The organism is Rhodococcoides fascians NBRC 12155 = LMG 3623 (assembly GCF_001894785.1).
GTDB classification, from domain to species: domain Bacteria; phylum Actinomycetota; class Actinomycetes; order Mycobacteriales; family Mycobacteriaceae; genus Rhodococcoides; species Rhodococcoides fascians.
Genome location: NZ_BCWW01000017.1, coordinates 72699 through 89543 on the forward strand (window position 1 = coordinate 72699; position 16845 = coordinate 89543).

The window sequence follows — 16845 nt, forward strand, 5'->3', positions numbered from 1 at the left end:
ACCGTCGATCGCGGCGAGCTCGAAGGCCTCGTGAGCCTCGAACGACGGCCCCGTGGTGTGGACGTCAACAACGACGAGCTGCCGGCCCCTCATCCCCGCAACTCCCCCTGCCACACCGAATCGATACACGGCACACCCACGCCGGCAGTATCGACGTCGAATTCGGTCATCACCGCGGCGAACCTGTCCACGACGTGTCCTACGGCGTCCCCGCTTCCGTCGACGTTCACATCTCCACCGCTCTTGTCTCGCATGATCATTCACCCCCACCGATAGGCCAAGGCCCCTGTTGGCTGTCTCTGTCGATGCACACTAGCGTCAGGACCGGACACCACGAACAGCTCGAATTCTCATCCGCAGGCCAACGGGTCTGCCGTTCAAACGGTTGTCAGCCCTAACTACCAGTGACATCGCCCCCCAACACGAGGACCATCAGAAGCGGCCTGGCCGCAACGACCAGCTCAGCGGGTTCGCGGTTGCACCTCAGGTATCTCCACCCGTCGATTTGAGTCAAGGACGACGAGTTACAGCGGGGGCATGTGCCTGCTGCGACGAACACTCGTGGAGGTTCAGATGGGCGAAATAAAATGCCGACCGTTAATCCTGATCAGGGGGTTCGGCGGCGTCGATGTCGCTGATGATCAGCGTAGTGCGTATCAGGGATACAACGACGGCACGGTCTACCCCACCAAGCGTGGTGACAACTACATCTACGAGGGCTTCCTGCTCCGCGCACTGAAAGCGAAGAGGTACCGCTACACAGACGCGACCAACGTTGTGGGCTACTACGCGCAGAATGTCGAAGGACCCGCCGACACGGGCGAATACGACCCCTCTGATGTAGGCGGCAGCGTTGTCATCGATCCGCGCACGGCCGCGCGCGTTCTCAACGAGGCCACTTCCGGGACGATATGGGTGTACCGATTTTACGACCTCTCGCCGCGGACCCTGGCCCGATACGCGGAAGGGCTGGTCCGCCTCATTTCCCTGATCGAACGGTCGTCAGAACAGCACAACCAGACATTCGACGGCGTCGACGTCATCGCCCGACTAGTAACTTGGGCTTCATCGCCGACCACGAATGGAGCGCTGCCCATAATCGCACTCTCTCGATCCTGCATCCGAACCACGCGCGCCGCACCCACAGTTGTCACGACCACGCAGACCCGTTATACGCTCACTTAGCTGTCTTCCATACATTTTTGCGAGAGGGTTTCTTCACTGTGGCCAAGCTAGAAACGATTCAATTGGTCGACGACATCGACGGATCGGTCATCGACGACTCCGGTGAAACGATCGAGTTCGCGGTCCAGGGCGTCGAGTACGTGATCGACTTGAAAGCAAAGAACGCCAGCGAGTTTCACAGAAAGCTCGACTACTACATCAAGCACGCCGCGCGGGTTGGCGGACGCAAACGTAAACCCTTCCCCGCAACCGCGTCGACGCCTTCGACAGCCGGGACACCGGCCAAGCGTGACCCGGCGCAGACTCGCGCAATTCGGCAGTGGGCGGCGGACAACGGTCACGAGATCGGCGATCGAGGCCGCATCCCCACCGACATCGAAGAGGCGTACAACGCCGCACACTGACAGCCCAGGAAACTCACCTGGCACGTCATCGAACGCCGGATCACCGACGCGCTCCGAACGATGTTGGTCACCGGCTCGACTACCCGAAAGGGCGATTCGGATGTGCGCACGATCGGCTCTGCGATCAGCGGGTGCAGCGGCGATACCCAGTCTGCTGCCGACTGACGTAACAGGCCCAAGGCAAAGACCGCGTCCGGTGTCCGGGCGACCACCCCTGAAGGGCTCACACACATCTCTCGTACGCCGACACCGGTGCCCCACGACAACGTGAGCTGGCCCGGCTCGTCGCCCACTACCGGCCGCGGGTAACCGGCGGAGATCAAGGCTTCCCGGAGTCCCCGCCACCGCTGTTCATACCGCCACTGCACCGGCAGCCGCGATCACGGGCCCCGTCAACCGCAGGACGGTGTCGAGATCGCCGCCGTCACCGAAGCCCCCCGGCCCGGCGGTGGTCGTCACGCCGCACACGATGGCCATGACAGCATCGGCAGTGTCCACCGATATCGTCGGCAGCCTGCCGTTGCTGGTCAGAAGGGCCAGGACCGCGGCCCTGAGAGGGTGGTAGGTCGCGGCCCGTGCGACGTCCTCGTAGTGGAGGTCGGTCCACAACACCGCTGCTGCCCTCAGAGACCAATACCGTTTCGCATGAGTGAAGTAGCCGCCGAGCAAGTCCTGAACATCGGCCACAGTGTCTCCTGTAGACGGGCGATGCGCCCGGAGGAACTCGCATTGTCGAGCAGCCTGGTCGACCACTGCATGAACAACAGCGTCCTTCGATGGGAAGTGGAAGTACATGCCCCCTTTGGTCACCCCTGCAGCCTGTATCAGGTCGTTGACCGTGACGCCGCTTCCCCCACATGCGATGGTTCGAGCCGCACCGGTAATCAACGCGTCACGGGTCCGTTGCGCACGTTTCTGCGGAGGACGCGCGCGATGCTCGGCATTCTCCCGCTCCGAAACCTTCTGATCGGCAACCGTCATGTCACACTCTCTCCGGTCCATCGCCACATAGGACTGCCTTCTACTCCGATTCGCACGCGCGGATCCGACCATCTGTCGGCGACCGAAGCACTACCGTCCCTAGGCGAGGAATTTCGCCATTCCAAAGTCGATCGGCTCCAACAGTCCACGATTATGCCTGCGGAGGTGGACACTTCGAGCACCGGCAAATATTCGGGAGTCGGAACATCTGCTGCCGCGTGAGGCGCAATAGGTACGGAAAAATCTCTCCTTTTTCACCACTCACGTTGCGTCAACCGACCCCAAGTTCTGGATCCGAATACTGTTACGAAATGGATATCAGTGGTGTGGCCTCGATTATCGGAGCTCTCGGTATCGGATCCTTTGCGGGCCAGTACCTGATCGGCAGTCAGCAACGCCGTCAACTGCGTAGCGAGGTTCTCCGGCACTTGGCGAGCACCGAACGCACCCGATGGGCAGGGTCGTCGTCCACTGATCCGTCGTTTCAGCACTTCAAGGACAGTGTCCGCGAGCTTGAGACGGCCGCGATCATTGCACGGGTTCCGCGACGGCCACTGCGTTTGTACATCCAACTGGCCACTGTGGCGCGCCTGACGAGCGACGACGACGTAAAGCAGAAAGACGGTCAGGAAGAAGCCGGGGGAATCAACACTGCGCTGGGGCGATGTGTGCGCTTGTCAGCAGCGCAGCTCAGTCGACTGATGTGGTCGCCGTGGCTCGCCAGAGCAGGCATGAAGCGACGGGTAAACGCGATCGAACGAGAAGCTCAAGGCCTCGACGCTGAGGTCCTCGATGCGGTGGACAGGGCCAAGCAGTTTCACACCTACTACTGAAGCTGCAAAGGGGTTGGTAAACCCGAATTGCAGTTCAGGCGATGCATTTTGCGAACTACCTACGCCGGTAGTCGTGTCCTAGCCTGCAGCGATCGCAGCGACGACGTGAGCTGCGGCGATGGTCTCACTTACTGCAGAACACGCTCGTACCAACGCATCCTGCAATACGACCAGCTCCCGGCGGACACTGCGACCGGCCCCGTAGTGGTCGAAGAGATGCTGGAGGGCGTCAGCGTCGATGACGTCGACCGCGCCGAGATTCGGATTTCCCGCGGCCTGGCGGGCCCGCCTACCGATGATCGACCCCAGCGCGGCTGAATTAGCTAAGGCGGGCAGGGTGATTCGCGTGTTCAGGTATTCGCGAGCCTGTTTGTAGTGGGGGCTGTCGATGTAGTCGTTATGGACGGCGACGACACATGCTGCCGGAAGTCGCTCGGCGATCATCCTCAGAGTCAAGCCGAAGAACATTGCGATCCGCGGCTCCGGATCGACGCCGATACCTGGACGACGTATCCACTGGTCCGTGTCATCGAGCACGAGCGTCGGAATCAAGCCACTGCGCGAAATCAGTTCCAGGACCCTGATGGCCTGATCCACGACATCCTCACCTTGCGATGGTTCGTTCACCACGCTGCCGAGCTCGATCGCGAGATTGCCGGCCAACCATGGGAGACCAACCGAGAATTTGACCGGTCGATGTGGGGAACCTCCACGCATTTCCCGAGCAATCTTCTGGACTGCCCGGTTCTCGTCGAGCTGTTTGGCGATGGTGTTGACCAACAGACGCGGGAATTCAGCCGGATCGGAGACGAGGGAGTCGGTCTGAAATCCCATCCTGATCCTCAGTGCTGCAACGTTTTCGGAGTGAAGAGCGTCCATCACGTACTCGGTGATCGAGGACTTACCCGAGCCACTGGCACCGATCAGAGCCACACGCTCACGCCGCCGAACAGCGTCCATGAAGCGCTGCTCGTAGTCACCACTCACGGGGCCAGTGAGGACGTCGAACGGCACATGGACCTGCCACATACGATCCGGATCCGGCGACGGGTCGAAGGCCTTCGAGTCCCGCAATTGACGCAGTAGGGCGTCACTCATTTCTGGTCCTCCGGATCAGCGTGTTCGGTCCGCAGCCATTCCGCCGGCGGAGTCAACTCGTACACCCGCCGCGGCCGCCCGGGACCTGACGAGACTTCGCTGCTCCGGACCAGCCCCTTCTCGTAAAGTTGCTTGAAGACTTGTACAGCACGAGGACGCGTCCACCCCAACGCGGCCAGCAAGTCTTCATCCGATGCGCTGACCGGGCCCCGCACCTTCATTTCGGCCGCCAGCATCGACGCTGGGCGACCCAAAGCCCAGAGCGCATTGTCTCTATCGGCGAGGGCCAGGTAGTTGTCCTCGTACGACCCGGGGTCCTGCAGGAATCCCCGCAGAGCACTTACCAGATCTCGGGGGTTTCGCCCTACCGCATCAGCGAGGGTGCTGGCTTGCGGTTCCATGTCGATTCCCGCGCGGCGAGTGATCAACTTGATGCTTTCCGTTCTCGAGAGCGGGGGTACGTCGACGATCTTCTCGAAGAATGCATCTGCAGGCGGAGTCAGGAGACCTTGACGGTCACTTTCACGCACCGACACCGCCCACAGGTATCCCGTCGCCCACACCTCATCGCGGTACCGCCCGAACAGTGCGTGCCCGGCCGATGCGGTGACGTCGTCGACGATGATCACCGGATACAGCCGCGTCCCAAGCGGAGCAGTGCCGTCGTCGCTTTCTGCTGCCCACCTCCGAAGCGTGGCGTCGATGAACTGCAGGCGAAAGTCACTCAATCGCCGCAGCAAGACGTCGGGCCCGTCACTGTCGACTGCCGGTTCGCCGGTGACCTGTTCTACGACGCGGGCGAGCACGTCACGGCCGTCCGAGATCCCCTCGACCCGAACGAAGCTCATCGGGAAGTCGCCTTCGCGGCGGGCACCGGTGAACGGCTCTCGGCTGTCGAGCTGCAGCTGTCTAAGCAGCGACGTTCGGCCTGTGCCGCGGTCCCCCGTCACCAGAACGTTGAGCTCAGCGTTCAATCCGTCCCATATCGCGGCGAGTTCGTCTCGCCGGCCGACGAACAGTTCGGCGTCGACGGAATTGTCGAGCAGAGGACGTGCGCTGATCTTCATGAGACTTACAGTACTTACTGTAAGTTTCGTTAGCAATACCTTGCGGGCGGTTGACCACGATCGCTACAACAGATCTGGTACGTCCAAGATCGCGACACCAGTTTCTTCACGCCACCGCTCCAGCAGGTCCGCTCGCTCAGACAGGGTGACCGTGGCCTGGACGGTATGACGATGCTCCTCGCCTGCCACCCCCGCTTGCCCGAACAGTGCAATGCACCGCCGGGCATGTTCGAGGTCGTGGCGGGCCCAGTACCGCAGACCCTCGAACCCGGCCTCCCGTAACGCGGCCGCCCACCGCTGCGTCAGCGGATAGTCGGCGGTAGTAAAGATTTCTGCCGTGACTCCGAGCGCGACACCGGTGTTCGCAGTCAGATCAGCGAGCCTGATATCAGCATCCAACGTGATCGTCGACGCTGCACGCGCATCGACCTCGTATCTCGGCACGACCTGTTGGCCACCGAAAATCTCCAGGAGAGTGACCACTTCGTCTTCGGCCAGGTAGCAAGTCCCATCAGGGGCTTCGAGGTCGAACCTGCCGCCGCCATTCGATGAGTACCACCACGGTCCCAGACTGGCCTGATGCGATCGAAACAGCTCGGCCCCAGCCGGGTAGACGCACGACGGAAATCGCTCCGCCAATTCACCGACGGGCTTGGGCTCGAACAGATGAACGACGGCGCGTTCAGCGCTCACGCCGCAAGCCGACTGACCGCAGCCCGGGCAGCGCGAGCAGCCGTAGGAACGTCCCCGTCGAGAAGTGCTTGCCGAGGTGTACGGCCGTCGAGCTCTGGCTGTTCGGTAGTCAGCCACGCGACCGCCAACCATCCACGCGGGTCCTGCCCCGCCCACACACGCAGCACCTCTTGGATGCCGAGAATCGGCTTCGCCGGTTGGGCATCGGTGAAGCCTGCGGCGGCGTAGCCGTATTTGCCGTTGCTGCCGGTCAACCGAAGAACGCGGTTCTCTTTCACAGCCTTGCTCAAGGCAGCACGCGTCCAACCCGCAACGTCGAGGGCCTGACTGGGGGTCAAGATTTCCCCTACGTGCTCACTCCACGCGCGACGCGCCTTGAGGCCGTTGACGATGCCGCCGAGGCCCGCTATTGCATACGCCAGATCACGCTCGTCCGGCGCGCCACTGGCCTCGACCAGCCGGTGCGCCATGACCTCGAAATCCTTCTCGACAGTGGACATACCCTGATCATCCCCGGCTGTTCGCGTCATGTCAACCATGTCAACCTGAATACAGGGATGTGATCGTTAGCGTGCGGGAAGTGTCGTACCTGGCCGGTACGGTCGGGACGCGAAACTCCTGCGACGGGGCAGAGAGTCGAGGTGGGTTGGGAGCGTCTAAATGTCACCGGTGAGCAAGAAACGCAAGGGTGCAGGCAAGGGGTCAGGGCGATCGCGTAGCGGTCCGGGAGCCGCTGCATTGCCAGAATGGGCGCAGCGGGCCGGGTACGTCACACCACCGGTAGCGGGGATCCGTCCCCCTGCGAATCCTGGCGTGACTGCACCGGCAGAAGTGCAGATCATCGACCGGCATTGCCAGATTTGGCAGGCCTACACCGAGGGCGGTTTTTCCGGCACCTGCATTGCTGCGGTGCGTTGCCTGATTCCGGCATTGCGTGACTACGGGATCGAGGCTGAGCCGTTGGTCGTGTACGGGCAGGTGGCGTGGTCGGACGAGCAGTGGGTGGAGCTGGGAAGCCGCACACCGAAATGGGAGTCGGACACATGGTGGACAGGACACCTAGTGTTGTGGATTCCGGCAATGGGCCGGATTGTCGATCCGACCGTCTACCAAGCAAACCGGCGCGGAATGCCGACAACGATCACTCGGGCTCTGGTCTTCTCGATCGGTTCACTAGATCTGATGGAGACAGCGGGAGTGAACAAGGATGGTGCCCTGGTGCAGTACGAACGAGTCATCGGCGCGGACATGAGTTGGTTCGATCGCGATCACGCCGATCGCGAGGCGATCGAAGATGCCCTCCGAATTCTGCGAAGCGCAGTATCCGACTCACTCGGCAGCAAGGCGGACCGAAAATCTGGTTGGATGGAGACCGCGACCCACCCACCATTGGTGGAAGCCTTACGCCTACGAGGCTTGATCTCCGCAACATAATCCGGTAGCTACGCAATCTTCTCAGCGGTAGGCATCTGACCGGTGTGAGATCGCGGTGACCTGCACGATGCGCTGCCCGGCGTCGATCAGATAGAGAACCCGGTAGGTGCCTCTGCGGGCGCTGTAGGCGGGCGAAAGCGGCGGGGCCAGGGGCTTCCCGACCCGCTGCGGATTCTCCAGCAATGCTCCGGTGATGAACTCGTACACCGCAGCGGCGACCTTCTCGGGAAGAGTGTGACTGATAGCGCGAGACGCTGATCGAGCAATCACAAGCCGATACGGCGCTTCAGGCTCACTCACGCGCGGGTAGACCGGCCAGCGACCCGCATGACCTCGGCCAACTCCTTCGCATCGAGACTGTCACCCTCAGGCAGCTCCGCCACGCCCCGAAGATGAGATGTCAGCAGTTCCTGATCCGATAGCACTGCAATGGTCTCCTGCAGCGCATCGAAATCGTCGGCAGCGAGCAACACAGCAGCCCGGTGCCCATTACGGGTGATCTCATACCGGGCGTGGGTTTGTTCTGCATCGTCCACAATCTTGGACAGACGCGCACGCGCATCCGCGACCGGCAAAGTAGTCATGTACATAATTAGAGCGCAAATAGTGCGAGGGTGCAATTGCCGTTCGACGCGACACAGCACTAACTGGTGACCAAAACCCGAAGTTCGCCCATCCGACTTCAGTGCGCGCGGTCAGCGGCGTGGGAATTTCACCACCGCTCTCGGACTCGCTGCAGCCGCCCGAACATGCCGTAGGTCCTAAGATGCATCGTCGAACGGCCCGAATGCCGCTTCGTCCCAATGCCGTTCGAGCGCCGCGTTCCATTCGTCGATATCCGACGCGGAGAACAGATGCATGTTGTGTTCGGTGAGCAAGAACCCGGTGTCGCGCCATGCTTGGAAGTAGGCGGGGTTCTCCCCTGCTTCGCGGGCCTTGTCGATCAGGGAGTCCACGTCCGCCAACAAGTTCTCCTCACTGATCTCCTGCGGCGTGTCAGCAGCTGGGTCGAAGAACAATGGATCGTTCGGCCCGAGATCTCGGCCGAACTTGTCCCGAAACGCCTGTCGCTGCTCTTCGAGAGAGTCGTTGAGCTCCGCACCACCCACCATGTCCTTGCTCCACGACAGAGTGCGCCCACCGTCGGCGTTGGTGCGCCGTTGCACGAACGAGGGATCACCGCTGCGCTCGAGCACCAGCGCAGCGTGCTGCTCACGTGAGACCCCTTGCTGTGCAAGTCGCTTTCGACGTTGCTGGACCTTGCGGGCGCGTTTGTCGCCGGCGGAGGTACGTTTCGATGTCATACCTCCACCGTCTCAGAGATTCTCCAGAACATCCGGTATTCGGCCGATTGCTAACCTTCACGCTATGAGCGCAATCAATCCGAGGGTGGCGTTCGCTGTACCGATGTTTCTCGAAGCGCTGGCCTTGATCGAGTTGGGCCAGCCTCAGCCCGCTGAAGTCCTGGAACATCCGAAGATGATGGCTACCACGATGCTTACTCTGCTCAGTCATGGCGACGACGCGATCTTGGATCTGGGAGATCTTGCGCTCGCGTCGCTTGCCAGGGCTGCGATCGCGCTCTGCGATGCTCCGACTGAATCGGGTGCTGTGGCGACCTACCAACACGCGTTAGACGCGTGGGGTGAGATCAATGCGAACCCATGATCAGAGCGAGACTGGAACAAAATGACCGGCACCATCACACTTGCGGGGGCGTCCTTCGGAACAGCTCGGACAAGCCCTGCAGAGCCATCGTAACCCGATCTACGATTGTCTCGAATTGTTTGTCCGGCTGAAGAGAATTCAGTCCTGCGGCCGACAGCGCAGTCGTAAATTTCGTGCCCTTCATGTGGGCCGAGCCTGCCGATCGGATTCCCTGAAGCTGGCGTAGGGGTCCGACGAGACCATTCGGGTCGGCACCCAAGTTCTCGACGAGTAGCTGTAGGCAGGCAAGCGAAGGACTATTCGTGTCCGCGCCCGAGGACTCTCGAAGAGTCTTGACATCGAGTGCATCCACGATCCCTTTCGACAGAACCATGACACCGTTGTCGCTTTGGCCTTCGGTTGGATTGGTACACAATGCCAAGGCATCGAACGCACGGAGGTCAGCCGGGCCGAGTTGCTTGTACAACGACTCACCGAAGTAGCCAGTGAACGCCTCGATGAGTTCTGCCTTAGCTCGTCTCAGCCGAGCAGGGTCAGGGCGTTCGTCCTCTACCCACTGGCCCGCTAGGTCCCGCACGCTACGTGTGATGGTTATTCCACCGTTCGGCGGGACGTTGTGTGTGAGCCAGTGCTCTCGCTCGGTCTCGGGTAGCCGGATGAGGTGTCCCAGCCACACCTGGACGAGGTTGGCACCGTTGATGTCGACATCGATGGCCCACCGACCGTGGCACGAGACATCGGTCCGCAGCACCGTGTAGCGGTCTGGGTTGTCGCGGTATCGGGTCAGAACATCCGTGTCGAAGAAGACTGGGGTGAGGTAGTTCGCTTCATCGCGCTCGCAACTCAAACGAACCTCGTCGCCGGTCGAGGGGTCGATGTCAACGATGAACGATTGAAACCGCTCAGGCCTTTGCAGATCGTCGGGGTGCTCGCCAGCGGACGCGAACGGCAAAACTGCCTGTTTCCCAACCAACTGCGCTACGAAACCAGGCCCCCGATACGCGTCCCACGCCGTGTAGGCGAACGCTGCGTCTTTGGTGCGAATCTCAAGGTCGATCCGAGCTTCATGCACGCTGTCGTCAGCCCGAGAATGGGCGTGCTGGATCACCAGGCTCATGCTCCGGGCCGCGAGATACTTTCGGAGGTGCCGTGCATTGACTCGAACCTCGTATTCACCAGGATTCGGTCTGACGATCTCGACGACCTCCTCATCGCGGCCCGCGTGATTAGTTCGATACATTGTCTCGTTCGATCGCGTGATCAGGCCCAACCACCATACGAACGACGGCGTGAATTCGATAACGGGTTCTGTGGTTGCCGATGGCACCCAGGACACGTTGACGAACAGATGAAGGTCGTAGCCATCAGGGTTGGAGGTCAAGCCGTCGCGGAAGGCCGGGAGGCGATCAGAGCTGTAACTGGGCTCGCCGAGGTCGTTGATGGACCAATCGGTAGTGGCGAGGAATTTGCGCTGGTCCGATGTCGCCACCAGAAGAGGTTGAAGCGAGCTGTACTTGATTCCGCTCCCTCGATTCCGTAGAACCGAGATCCACTCGGTCGGCTCCGCCTGGATCTCCGAGAGGTAGCTCCTCAGCTGGAGAATCGTGGGCAAAGCCTCATAGCGCTCAAGTGAGCCGGAATTCGGCAGTGGATCGGTCAGCACCCCCTTGATCGTACGGAGGGCAGGCGACCGGGCTGAGAGTCGACTTAGAATGGGCCACCCGTGCTCGCCCGGATGACTAGGGCTGAGCTGCGACATCCAGTCTCGCCAGCGGGAAAATCATGGTCCGCGGCGACTCCGCCTACGGCAACAGCCGCGTCGTACGCGCCTGCATCAAGTTCTCGTTCGTACTGATCAAGAACCGAATCGTCCAACGAGCGATCGCCTCCATCCCTGACACCGCGTGGACGCCCGTGCGCTACCCGGGAGCGGTCCGCGACCCCGACACCGACGGCTGGATCTCCGACGCCGAGGTCGCCGAAACATCGTTCACCGCTTTCTCTTCCACCGCGTATCCTGTTTCTGCACGGTTGATCGTGCGGCGGGTCAAAGACGCCCGCTACCGCGATGCATTGTTTCCGGTGTGGCGGTATCACCCGTTTTTTACCAACAGCACCCTGCCGACGACGACCGCAGATGTCGTCCACCGTGCACACGCGGTCATCGAGACTGTGTTCTCGGATCTGATCGACGGACCGCTCGCGCACATGCCGTCAGGATCGTTTGGCGCGAGCTCTGCCTGGGTGCAGTGCGCAGCGATCGCCCACAACCTGCTGCGCGCCGCCGGAACCGTCTCCGGCGGGCGTCACGCGAAAGCTCGCGGAATAACGCTACGGCGCAAATCGTCAACATTGCCGCGCGTTTCGTGCGGCCACAACGCACACCCACACTGCACCTGCCGCGACACTGGCCGTGGCTCGATGCGTGGCTTCAATTATGGCGCAACATCATTGGCATCAGCCCACCCACACCCGCCTGATCCTCACCCGACCCGCCGACTCGGCCCGAGCAACGACAATCGTGGAAATGCTGGGTAGACCAGCGGACGAAACACGCCCAACCAGTCCCGACCCACAATTCGGTCATCGACCACAGTGGGTCACCTCAGTCCGTGGATCGAGGGTAAGTAAATGTGATCCTTGCCACTTTCGGAAAATCATGCGACTGTATGAGGCAATCGCCGTTCCCCTGCAGACAGTGTGATGACGGGAAGTGTGCAGTGACCAGTACCGAGTTCGGACGCAGTTTGAACAAGGATTCCGGCCCCACCAACCAGCCACCTCCAGCCAGCGACGCATCCACGTTGAACGTCGCCTTGTACCCGTACACGCCCGAACCGAAATGGTTCGAGTCCACCATCAGAGCCGCGTGGCACAGCGTCCAACCGGATGTCGCTCTCAATTTCGTCTACACCTACGACTGTTACAAAGGCGATCCGCCGTCCACTGTGGACGTTTTTGCCTACGACTGCATCTTCGCTGATCACATGCGTCAGTTCTGTGTCGAGTTCGATATCGACGGCACCGCAGACTTTTACCCGTGGTCTCTCGCATCGCTGAAAACGGAATCCTCGGAGTATCAAGGAATACCGTATTTAGGGTGCATGCAAATTTTGATTCGCCGTCTCACTGACGCAGCACTGGGTGCGCCGGGGATGACTGTCGAAGAATTACACAAAATCCTCGGCGACGGGGATCCGAAAGCAGTCTGGCCCGCGCAGGGTCAAGGCATGCTGTTGGATTTTACTGGGGGAACGACCGTCGCGTGCATGTACGAGCAGGCCGTCATGGAGGAGTCGGGCCAGTTTCCGCTCACTCCCGCCCTTCCCCCCTGTCCAGGACTCGATCAGCAAGGCCTCGCCGACATGCAGGTGCTGCGAAACATCGCCGGGTACGCCCAGGCGACATATCCCGACTCGGGCTACGACCGAATCACGAAATGGAACCAGCGGATCGGTCGAGCCTTCGTAGGCTTGACCGAAATCTTCCACTTCATCGACAACGTCGACGCCTCGACCTATTCAGTCATGCCGCTGAGCTCCGAACCTATCGAAAAAGTGGGGATACCGCTTTATACCGACGCACTTTCCGTCAATGTGGCCATCGCCCAGGAAAAGCGAGCAACGGCTATCCAGCTCGTGAAGTTGATTGCATCGACCAACGTGATGCTCGAGTGCATGTCCCCAACAGGAAAGAAACCGCAATACCTGGTGCCCACCCGGCAATCGCTGATGAATCAGCTCCTGGCCCGGCAACCCAATTCGGCGGTGTACAACATCATGCGCAACATCATTTCCAACGACATGGCCCATCCATTTCGACTTGGGGCCGATTCCCGTACCTGGCTCGACTCGACCAAAGGCTGCATCAAAACTGAAATCCTCGGGCCACCCCCCGCTGGCGTTGCGGAGCATGTCGGCGAAGACAGCGCCGTGTTCAACGACCCCGCGTACGCTTCCACACCTGCAGGGCTACTTCGCCGCCCGTGACAGGAGTCCGTCGCAAAGTCGTAAGCAATGGCTGGTTGTGCCACGTTTGGTCCTCGCCGTTCGGACACGCGGCAATGGAGTATCGCTATGAGATCCATACATGCGGTCCGGTTGCCCACACCACCGCTGTCTGAGTGTCGCGGGGTTTGCGTCGAAATTCGTCGAACACCGTGCAAGCTTTTGGCTAAGGGATTACCCTGCCGAGTTTCACCCGATGCTCGACTACTACATCGAGCACTCGACGCGGGTCGGTGGCCGCATCGTAAGCCCTCCCCCGCTGCTGCATCGATCACCACAGCTGCCCAGGTAACGGCCAAGCGTGATCGGGAGCAGACACAGTCGACGCTGCAGATCGGCGACCTGGACGAACACGTTTGGCACCGTCTGCTAGCCCAATTTTGGATCATCTACGACACAGCGCAAAGGCGTGCGCGCGAAATTAGTGCTCGCGGCGGACAGCGGACCGCACATTTTGAGGTGCAGCCCCCGCAGTGATGCTGCGGATAGCTCTCTCGTTGGGTGCTGCCCGAACAATGGTGCGATCACCCGCAGCCGATGTCGGGACCACCACCACAGGGCGCGCGCTGGCACGTGGAGCCGACGACCCCGCCGGCGGATTCTGATCTTTCGAGGCCGTCACGCCGACGCCCCCTGCTGCTTCTCTATCTGGCGTCGCACTTCGTCGATCGTGCGGGAACTGCCCTCGTAGTTGCCCACCAGCCGAGGATTGGGACGCAAGGCCACCTTGCGACGCCGCGACGCCGTCGCCGGGCTCGCCGAGCCCACCGGTCGATCAGGTTTCTGCTGCTCGTTCACCGTAGCCATGATGTCCTCCTACATCCGAATGATAGCCGTCACGAGCAACACCAGCACAGATCCAGCCAACAGACCCGTCGTGATCCGCAACCGCATCAGCTTGCTCCGAAGCCGCATCTCTGTCACCTGATAAATCGACACCAGTGTCGACGCGATCTCGAACCGGCCCGTCGTCTCATCGACTGTCGAATACTCCTCCAACACCACTTCCGGATTGAGCCCCGACGCGGTATTGGGTGCAATCACGAATGCCGCCATGATTGCCGCCGCACCGGCCAGGGCAGCACCCGCAACCTCCCACACACCGATCCCCGCGGGATTGCGCAACACGATCCCCACCAGAATGCCCGCGAATCCCAGCAGCACACCCCCGCGCTGATCGATGCTCGTCACTCGGCGTTCCTGAGAATCCAGCGTCCGTTCGATGCTCGCGTGCACCATCTCGATTGCCGCCGGATTCAGCTCGACACTCACCGGGTTGAGCTCGGACGCCATCTCTTCGCCAGCAGCGGAGTCCGGTGAAGCATTTTCGCGCCCACCCCGGTCGTTCGATTCCACTGCTAGCGCCCCCTTTTCGACATCAATTTCGGCTGCGCCGAACCTCGTCGGCCACACCGCACCCATCAGCCGGCGCACCATGACACTCACCGCAATATTGTCTCAGCACACCACCGGCAACGTGTGTGAACACCTCTCACTGCGTCCTGCGTCTTCGAGCGGATCGACGGAGCAGACGACGTCTCAGGTCATCAGGATCGGACATGATGTACATCAAGTACAGCAGCGGCAGGTACATCAGTGTCGCCGGCAGCCGGCCGTTGTGTTGCGCGAAAAGTCGGTCACGGACGGGATCAGGTTTGTCGAACCCGTGTGTAGTGTTCCTGCGCAAACGCATGAACTGACTCACTGCGTCATCGAGTGACAGGGATTTGTCCGCTCCACCGGGCAGCTTCAGAATTACCTTCTCCGACCTACGGTAATTCTTGATGAAGAACCCGTCCCCCACTTCGGTCAACGCTTCCACACCAAAAGCCGCGTACGGAAGCAGGACGGACTGAACATCAGCAGGCATACGTTCTCGAACTTGCTGCAGCGCTTTCGCCGCAACCGAGGGCTTGCACAGTGCCGTGAGATCCCATGAAAGCCAGGTCGCCTCGATCAGGTCCATTGCTGACCACATCAGAACTCCGGCTGCGTAGTCGTCGTGCAGCGATAGCAGCGTCGAGGTAACTCGTTGCAGAAGATCCGCAAATTCCATCAACCGGTTCTGCTGCGCATAGGGGAGGTAGTCACCGTCAGCATCTGCGAACAGGCATGGGTTCAGGAGATGCCCGAGAACAGAGTTCATCTGAGCAACCCACCAAGCGACGGCCGCACCCCACGCCTCCGGTGCCGGCGGCTCCTGCCGCTGGGGAAGGCGACCCACTGGTGATCGGGGAAGTACCTGATGCGCTTCGTACGGAACAGGAGACCTCCCGACAATATCTGTGCCGAGAGTGAAAATCACCGCACCCGACACCCTGTTCGCTTGAAACGCCCATACCCATGGAGACCGTGCGGCCAACAACGGACCGAGATGGCTCGCGGGAATCAAGACACTGCTCAGGATCGACGATCCCGACGCGAAAATGGTCTCATCGACGTCGATCGGCCCGCGTCGTATGTCGTCGAGAAGTTCGGGGTCCTGATTCAGACGTAACACGAAACCAGGAAACCTGATCCGACGGTGCGTGGCGTTGCCATAGCGAACAACGTGGACAGCATGCCGGTCGAACGGATGCTCGTCATCGTCGTCCGAAGTTCCGGCCAACTCCCTACTCGCGTCCTGTACTGCCGCGGACAAGGCTCGATCGCTGGCGGTGATGACAGGTAGCTGGAGTCCGTACAGGAACGATCCCACCGCACCCGCGCTCATCTGTCTGATCGCGCGAAGGCGCTCCTCAACGACTCGCCCATGGTCCAGCCTGGAGACGTAAGGGTCTTGCGGGAGGTCGACGAGCTCGTCATCGACGTCCGCTTCCGAACCCGACAGGGTGCGAACGGTCATAAAATCGACACAGTCCATGCTGGCAGCCGGCTCGGTTAACGCCCACACATCGGGCGCGGACGTGTGGGCGACCTCGAACCCCAACTCTTCCAGGTAGGCCTGCACTTGCCCCCCAGCCAATTCCGGTGGCATCGTGACGTTGACAGTCAACCGTTCAGGCATTCCACCAGCCTACAAACCGGTAAGCCTGGAGTGACTCAATTTCGCACCCGAGGAGCGGGGGCGCACGGCTCTAATTTGTGACCAGGACCTGCAGTTCACCAATCCGAACTTCAGTACGCGAAGTCAGCGGCGTGGGTATGACTCCACCGACCGTCCCGTTGGGTGTCGTCGCTGTCCACGTGACGAGCCAATTCGATGTCGCGGAGACCTTGAATGTCCCACCGGGCTCGGTAGTGGACGTCTTGTGATAAACGATATTGCCGCACGTCGGACTTGGAAGCCCTTGTGCAACATCGGTATACGGCGTGAAGGGCAGTAACGCACCTGGGCACACCGACGGCACGGATCCGTCCCCCCAATTGACGACCACGGACGTATTGACCCCTGTAGCAGAAACTATGACACCCGGTCCTGCTGCAGTTCTGGTCACGGGGCCGACTGTCGATTCCCGTGGGTCAGCGACCCAGA

The 16845-nt window shown here is 60.9% G+C and carries 19 protein-coding genes and 1 pseudogene; 7 read left to right on the forward strand and 13 right to left on the reverse strand.

Features of this window, described 5'->3' with window-relative positions:
• Positions 1–89 precede the first annotated feature (89 nt).
• Positions 90–254, reverse strand: coding sequence for a hypothetical protein (locus tag RFA01S_RS27970; protein ID WP_155289035.1), 165 nt, complete (start codon positions 252–254; stop codon positions 90–92).
• 307 nt (positions 255–561) lie between these two features.
• Between RFA01S_RS27970 and RFA01S_RS28320 the strand changes: the two genes are divergently transcribed.
• Both RFA01S_RS28320 and RFA01S_RS28325 read left to right on the forward strand, forming a co-directional pair.
• Complete coding sequence (locus RFA01S_RS28320; RefSeq protein ID WP_230591901.1) at positions 562–1185, forward strand: hypothetical protein; 624 nt, start codon at positions 562–564, stop codon at positions 1183–1185.
• A gap of 38 nt (positions 1186–1223) precedes the next feature.
• The gene (locus RFA01S_RS28325; RefSeq protein ID WP_015586104.1) at positions 1224–1589 is read left to right on the forward strand and encodes a histone-like nucleoid-structuring protein Lsr2; all 366 of its coding nucleotides are present in this window, start codon (positions 1224–1226) and stop codon (positions 1587–1589) included.
• Between the two features lie 351 nt (positions 1590–1940).
• Here RFA01S_RS28325 and RFA01S_RS24910 read toward each other — a convergent pair whose 3' ends face one another.
• Positions 1941–2570, reverse strand: a complete 630-nt coding sequence (locus RFA01S_RS24910) for a TetR family transcriptional regulator (RefSeq protein WP_015586103.1) — start codon at positions 2568–2570, stop codon at positions 1941–1943.
• Between the two features lie 311 nt (positions 2571–2881).
• On the opposite strand from RFA01S_RS24910, the gene RFA01S_RS24915 reads away from it, so the two are divergent.
• Complete coding sequence (locus RFA01S_RS24915) at positions 2882–3403, forward strand: hypothetical protein (protein ID WP_015586102.1); 522 nt, start codon at positions 2882–2884, stop codon at positions 3401–3403.
• A 78-nt stretch (positions 3404–3481) separates the two neighbouring features.
• Here the strand turns inward: RFA01S_RS24915 and RFA01S_RS24920 are convergent, their stop codons facing one another.
• From RFA01S_RS24920 to RFA01S_RS24935, 4 genes are all read right to left on the reverse strand, one after another.
• Positions 3482–4501 carry a P-loop NTPase family protein gene (locus RFA01S_RS24920; protein WP_032364995.1) on the reverse strand — a complete coding sequence of 340 codons (1020 nt, stop codon included), beginning with the start codon at positions 4499–4501 and terminating at the stop codon, positions 3482–3484.
• Positions 4498–5568: an ATPase AAA gene (locus RFA01S_RS24925; RefSeq protein WP_015586100.1), complete on the reverse strand. Its 1071-nt coding sequence runs from the start codon at positions 5566–5568 to the stop codon at positions 4498–4500. The genes RFA01S_RS24920 and RFA01S_RS24925 overlap by 4 nt, the downstream gene beginning before the upstream one ends.
• A gap of 63 nt (positions 5569–5631) precedes the next feature.
• Positions 5632–6261 (reverse strand): RES family NAD+ phosphorylase, encoded by a 630-nt coding sequence (locus tag RFA01S_RS24930; protein WP_015586099.1) that lies wholly within the window; start codon positions 6259–6261, stop codon positions 5632–5634.
• The gene (locus tag RFA01S_RS24935) at positions 6258–6761 is read right to left on the reverse strand and encodes a hypothetical protein (RefSeq protein ID WP_015586098.1); all 504 of its coding nucleotides are present in this window, start codon (positions 6759–6761) and stop codon (positions 6258–6260) included. Before RFA01S_RS24935 ends, RFA01S_RS24930 begins: the two co-directional genes overlap by 4 nt.
• Positions 6762–7074: 313 nt before the next feature.
• Here RFA01S_RS24935 and RFA01S_RS24940 point away from each other — a divergent pair, with 313 nt between their 5' ends.
• Positions 7075–7695 carry a hypothetical protein gene (locus tag RFA01S_RS24940; protein WP_032364994.1) on the forward strand — a complete coding sequence of 207 codons (621 nt, stop codon included), beginning with the start codon at positions 7075–7077 and terminating at the stop codon, positions 7693–7695.
• Between the two features lie 21 nt (positions 7696–7716).
• Here RFA01S_RS24940 and RFA01S_RS24945 read toward each other — a convergent pair whose 3' ends face one another.
• From RFA01S_RS24945 to RFA01S_RS24955, 3 genes are all read right to left on the reverse strand, one after another.
• The gene (locus RFA01S_RS24945) at positions 7717–7965 is read right to left on the reverse strand and encodes a type II toxin-antitoxin system RelE family toxin (protein ID WP_371828030.1); all 249 of its coding nucleotides are present in this window, start codon (positions 7963–7965) and stop codon (positions 7717–7719) included.
• A 26-nt stretch (positions 7966–7991) separates the two neighbouring features.
• Positions 7992–8279 (reverse strand): type II toxin-antitoxin system Phd/YefM family antitoxin, encoded by a 288-nt coding sequence (locus tag RFA01S_RS24950; protein ID WP_230591632.1) that lies wholly within the window; start codon positions 8277–8279, stop codon positions 7992–7994.
• Positions 8280–8456: 177 nt separating this feature from the next.
• Positions 8457–8999 (reverse strand): hypothetical protein, encoded by a 543-nt coding sequence (locus RFA01S_RS24955; protein WP_015586094.1) that lies wholly within the window; start codon positions 8997–8999, stop codon positions 8457–8459.
• 64 nt (positions 9000–9063) lie between these two features.
• Here RFA01S_RS24955 and RFA01S_RS24960 point away from each other — a divergent pair, with 64 nt between their 5' ends.
• A complete protein-coding gene (locus tag RFA01S_RS24960) occupies positions 9064–9363 on the forward strand; it encodes a hypothetical protein (protein ID WP_015586093.1) in 300 nt (99 codons plus the stop codon).
• A 34-nt stretch (positions 9364–9397) separates the two neighbouring features.
• Here RFA01S_RS24960 and RFA01S_RS24965 read toward each other — a convergent pair whose 3' ends face one another.
• On the reverse strand, positions 9398–11026 hold the full coding sequence (locus tag RFA01S_RS24965; RefSeq protein WP_052049375.1) for a hypothetical protein: 1629 nt from the start codon (positions 11024–11026) through the stop codon (positions 9398–9400).
• Between the two features lie 110 nt (positions 11027–11136).
• On the opposite strand from RFA01S_RS24965, the pseudogene RFA01S_RS24970 reads away from it, so the two are divergent.
• A pseudogene (locus RFA01S_RS24970) lies at positions 11137–11843 on the forward strand (transposase); the annotation flags it as partial.
• Positions 11844–12083: 240 nt separating this feature from the next.
• Positions 12084–13352 carry a thiamine pyridinylase gene (bcmE, locus tag RFA01S_RS24975; protein WP_032364993.1) on the forward strand — a complete coding sequence of 423 codons (1269 nt, stop codon included), beginning with the start codon at positions 12084–12086 and terminating at the stop codon, positions 13350–13352.
• A gap of 636 nt (positions 13353–13988) precedes the next feature.
• Here bcmE and RFA01S_RS24980 read toward each other — a convergent pair.
• From RFA01S_RS24980 to RFA01S_RS24990, 3 genes are read right to left on the reverse strand one after another with little or no spacing between them, the layout of a single operon-like run.
• Positions 13989–14177, reverse strand: coding sequence for a hypothetical protein (locus RFA01S_RS24980; RefSeq protein ID WP_015586087.1), 189 nt, complete (start codon positions 14175–14177; stop codon positions 13989–13991).
• A 9-nt stretch (positions 14178–14186) separates the two neighbouring features.
• Complete coding sequence (locus RFA01S_RS24985) at positions 14187–14816, reverse strand: hypothetical protein (protein ID WP_139278539.1); 630 nt, start codon at positions 14814–14816, stop codon at positions 14187–14189.
• Positions 14817–14862: 46 nt separating this feature from the next.
• Positions 14863–16377: a hypothetical protein gene (locus RFA01S_RS24990; RefSeq protein ID WP_015586085.1), complete on the reverse strand. Its 1515-nt coding sequence runs from the start codon at positions 16375–16377 to the stop codon at positions 14863–14865.
• Positions 16378–16845: the final 468 nt, after the last annotated feature.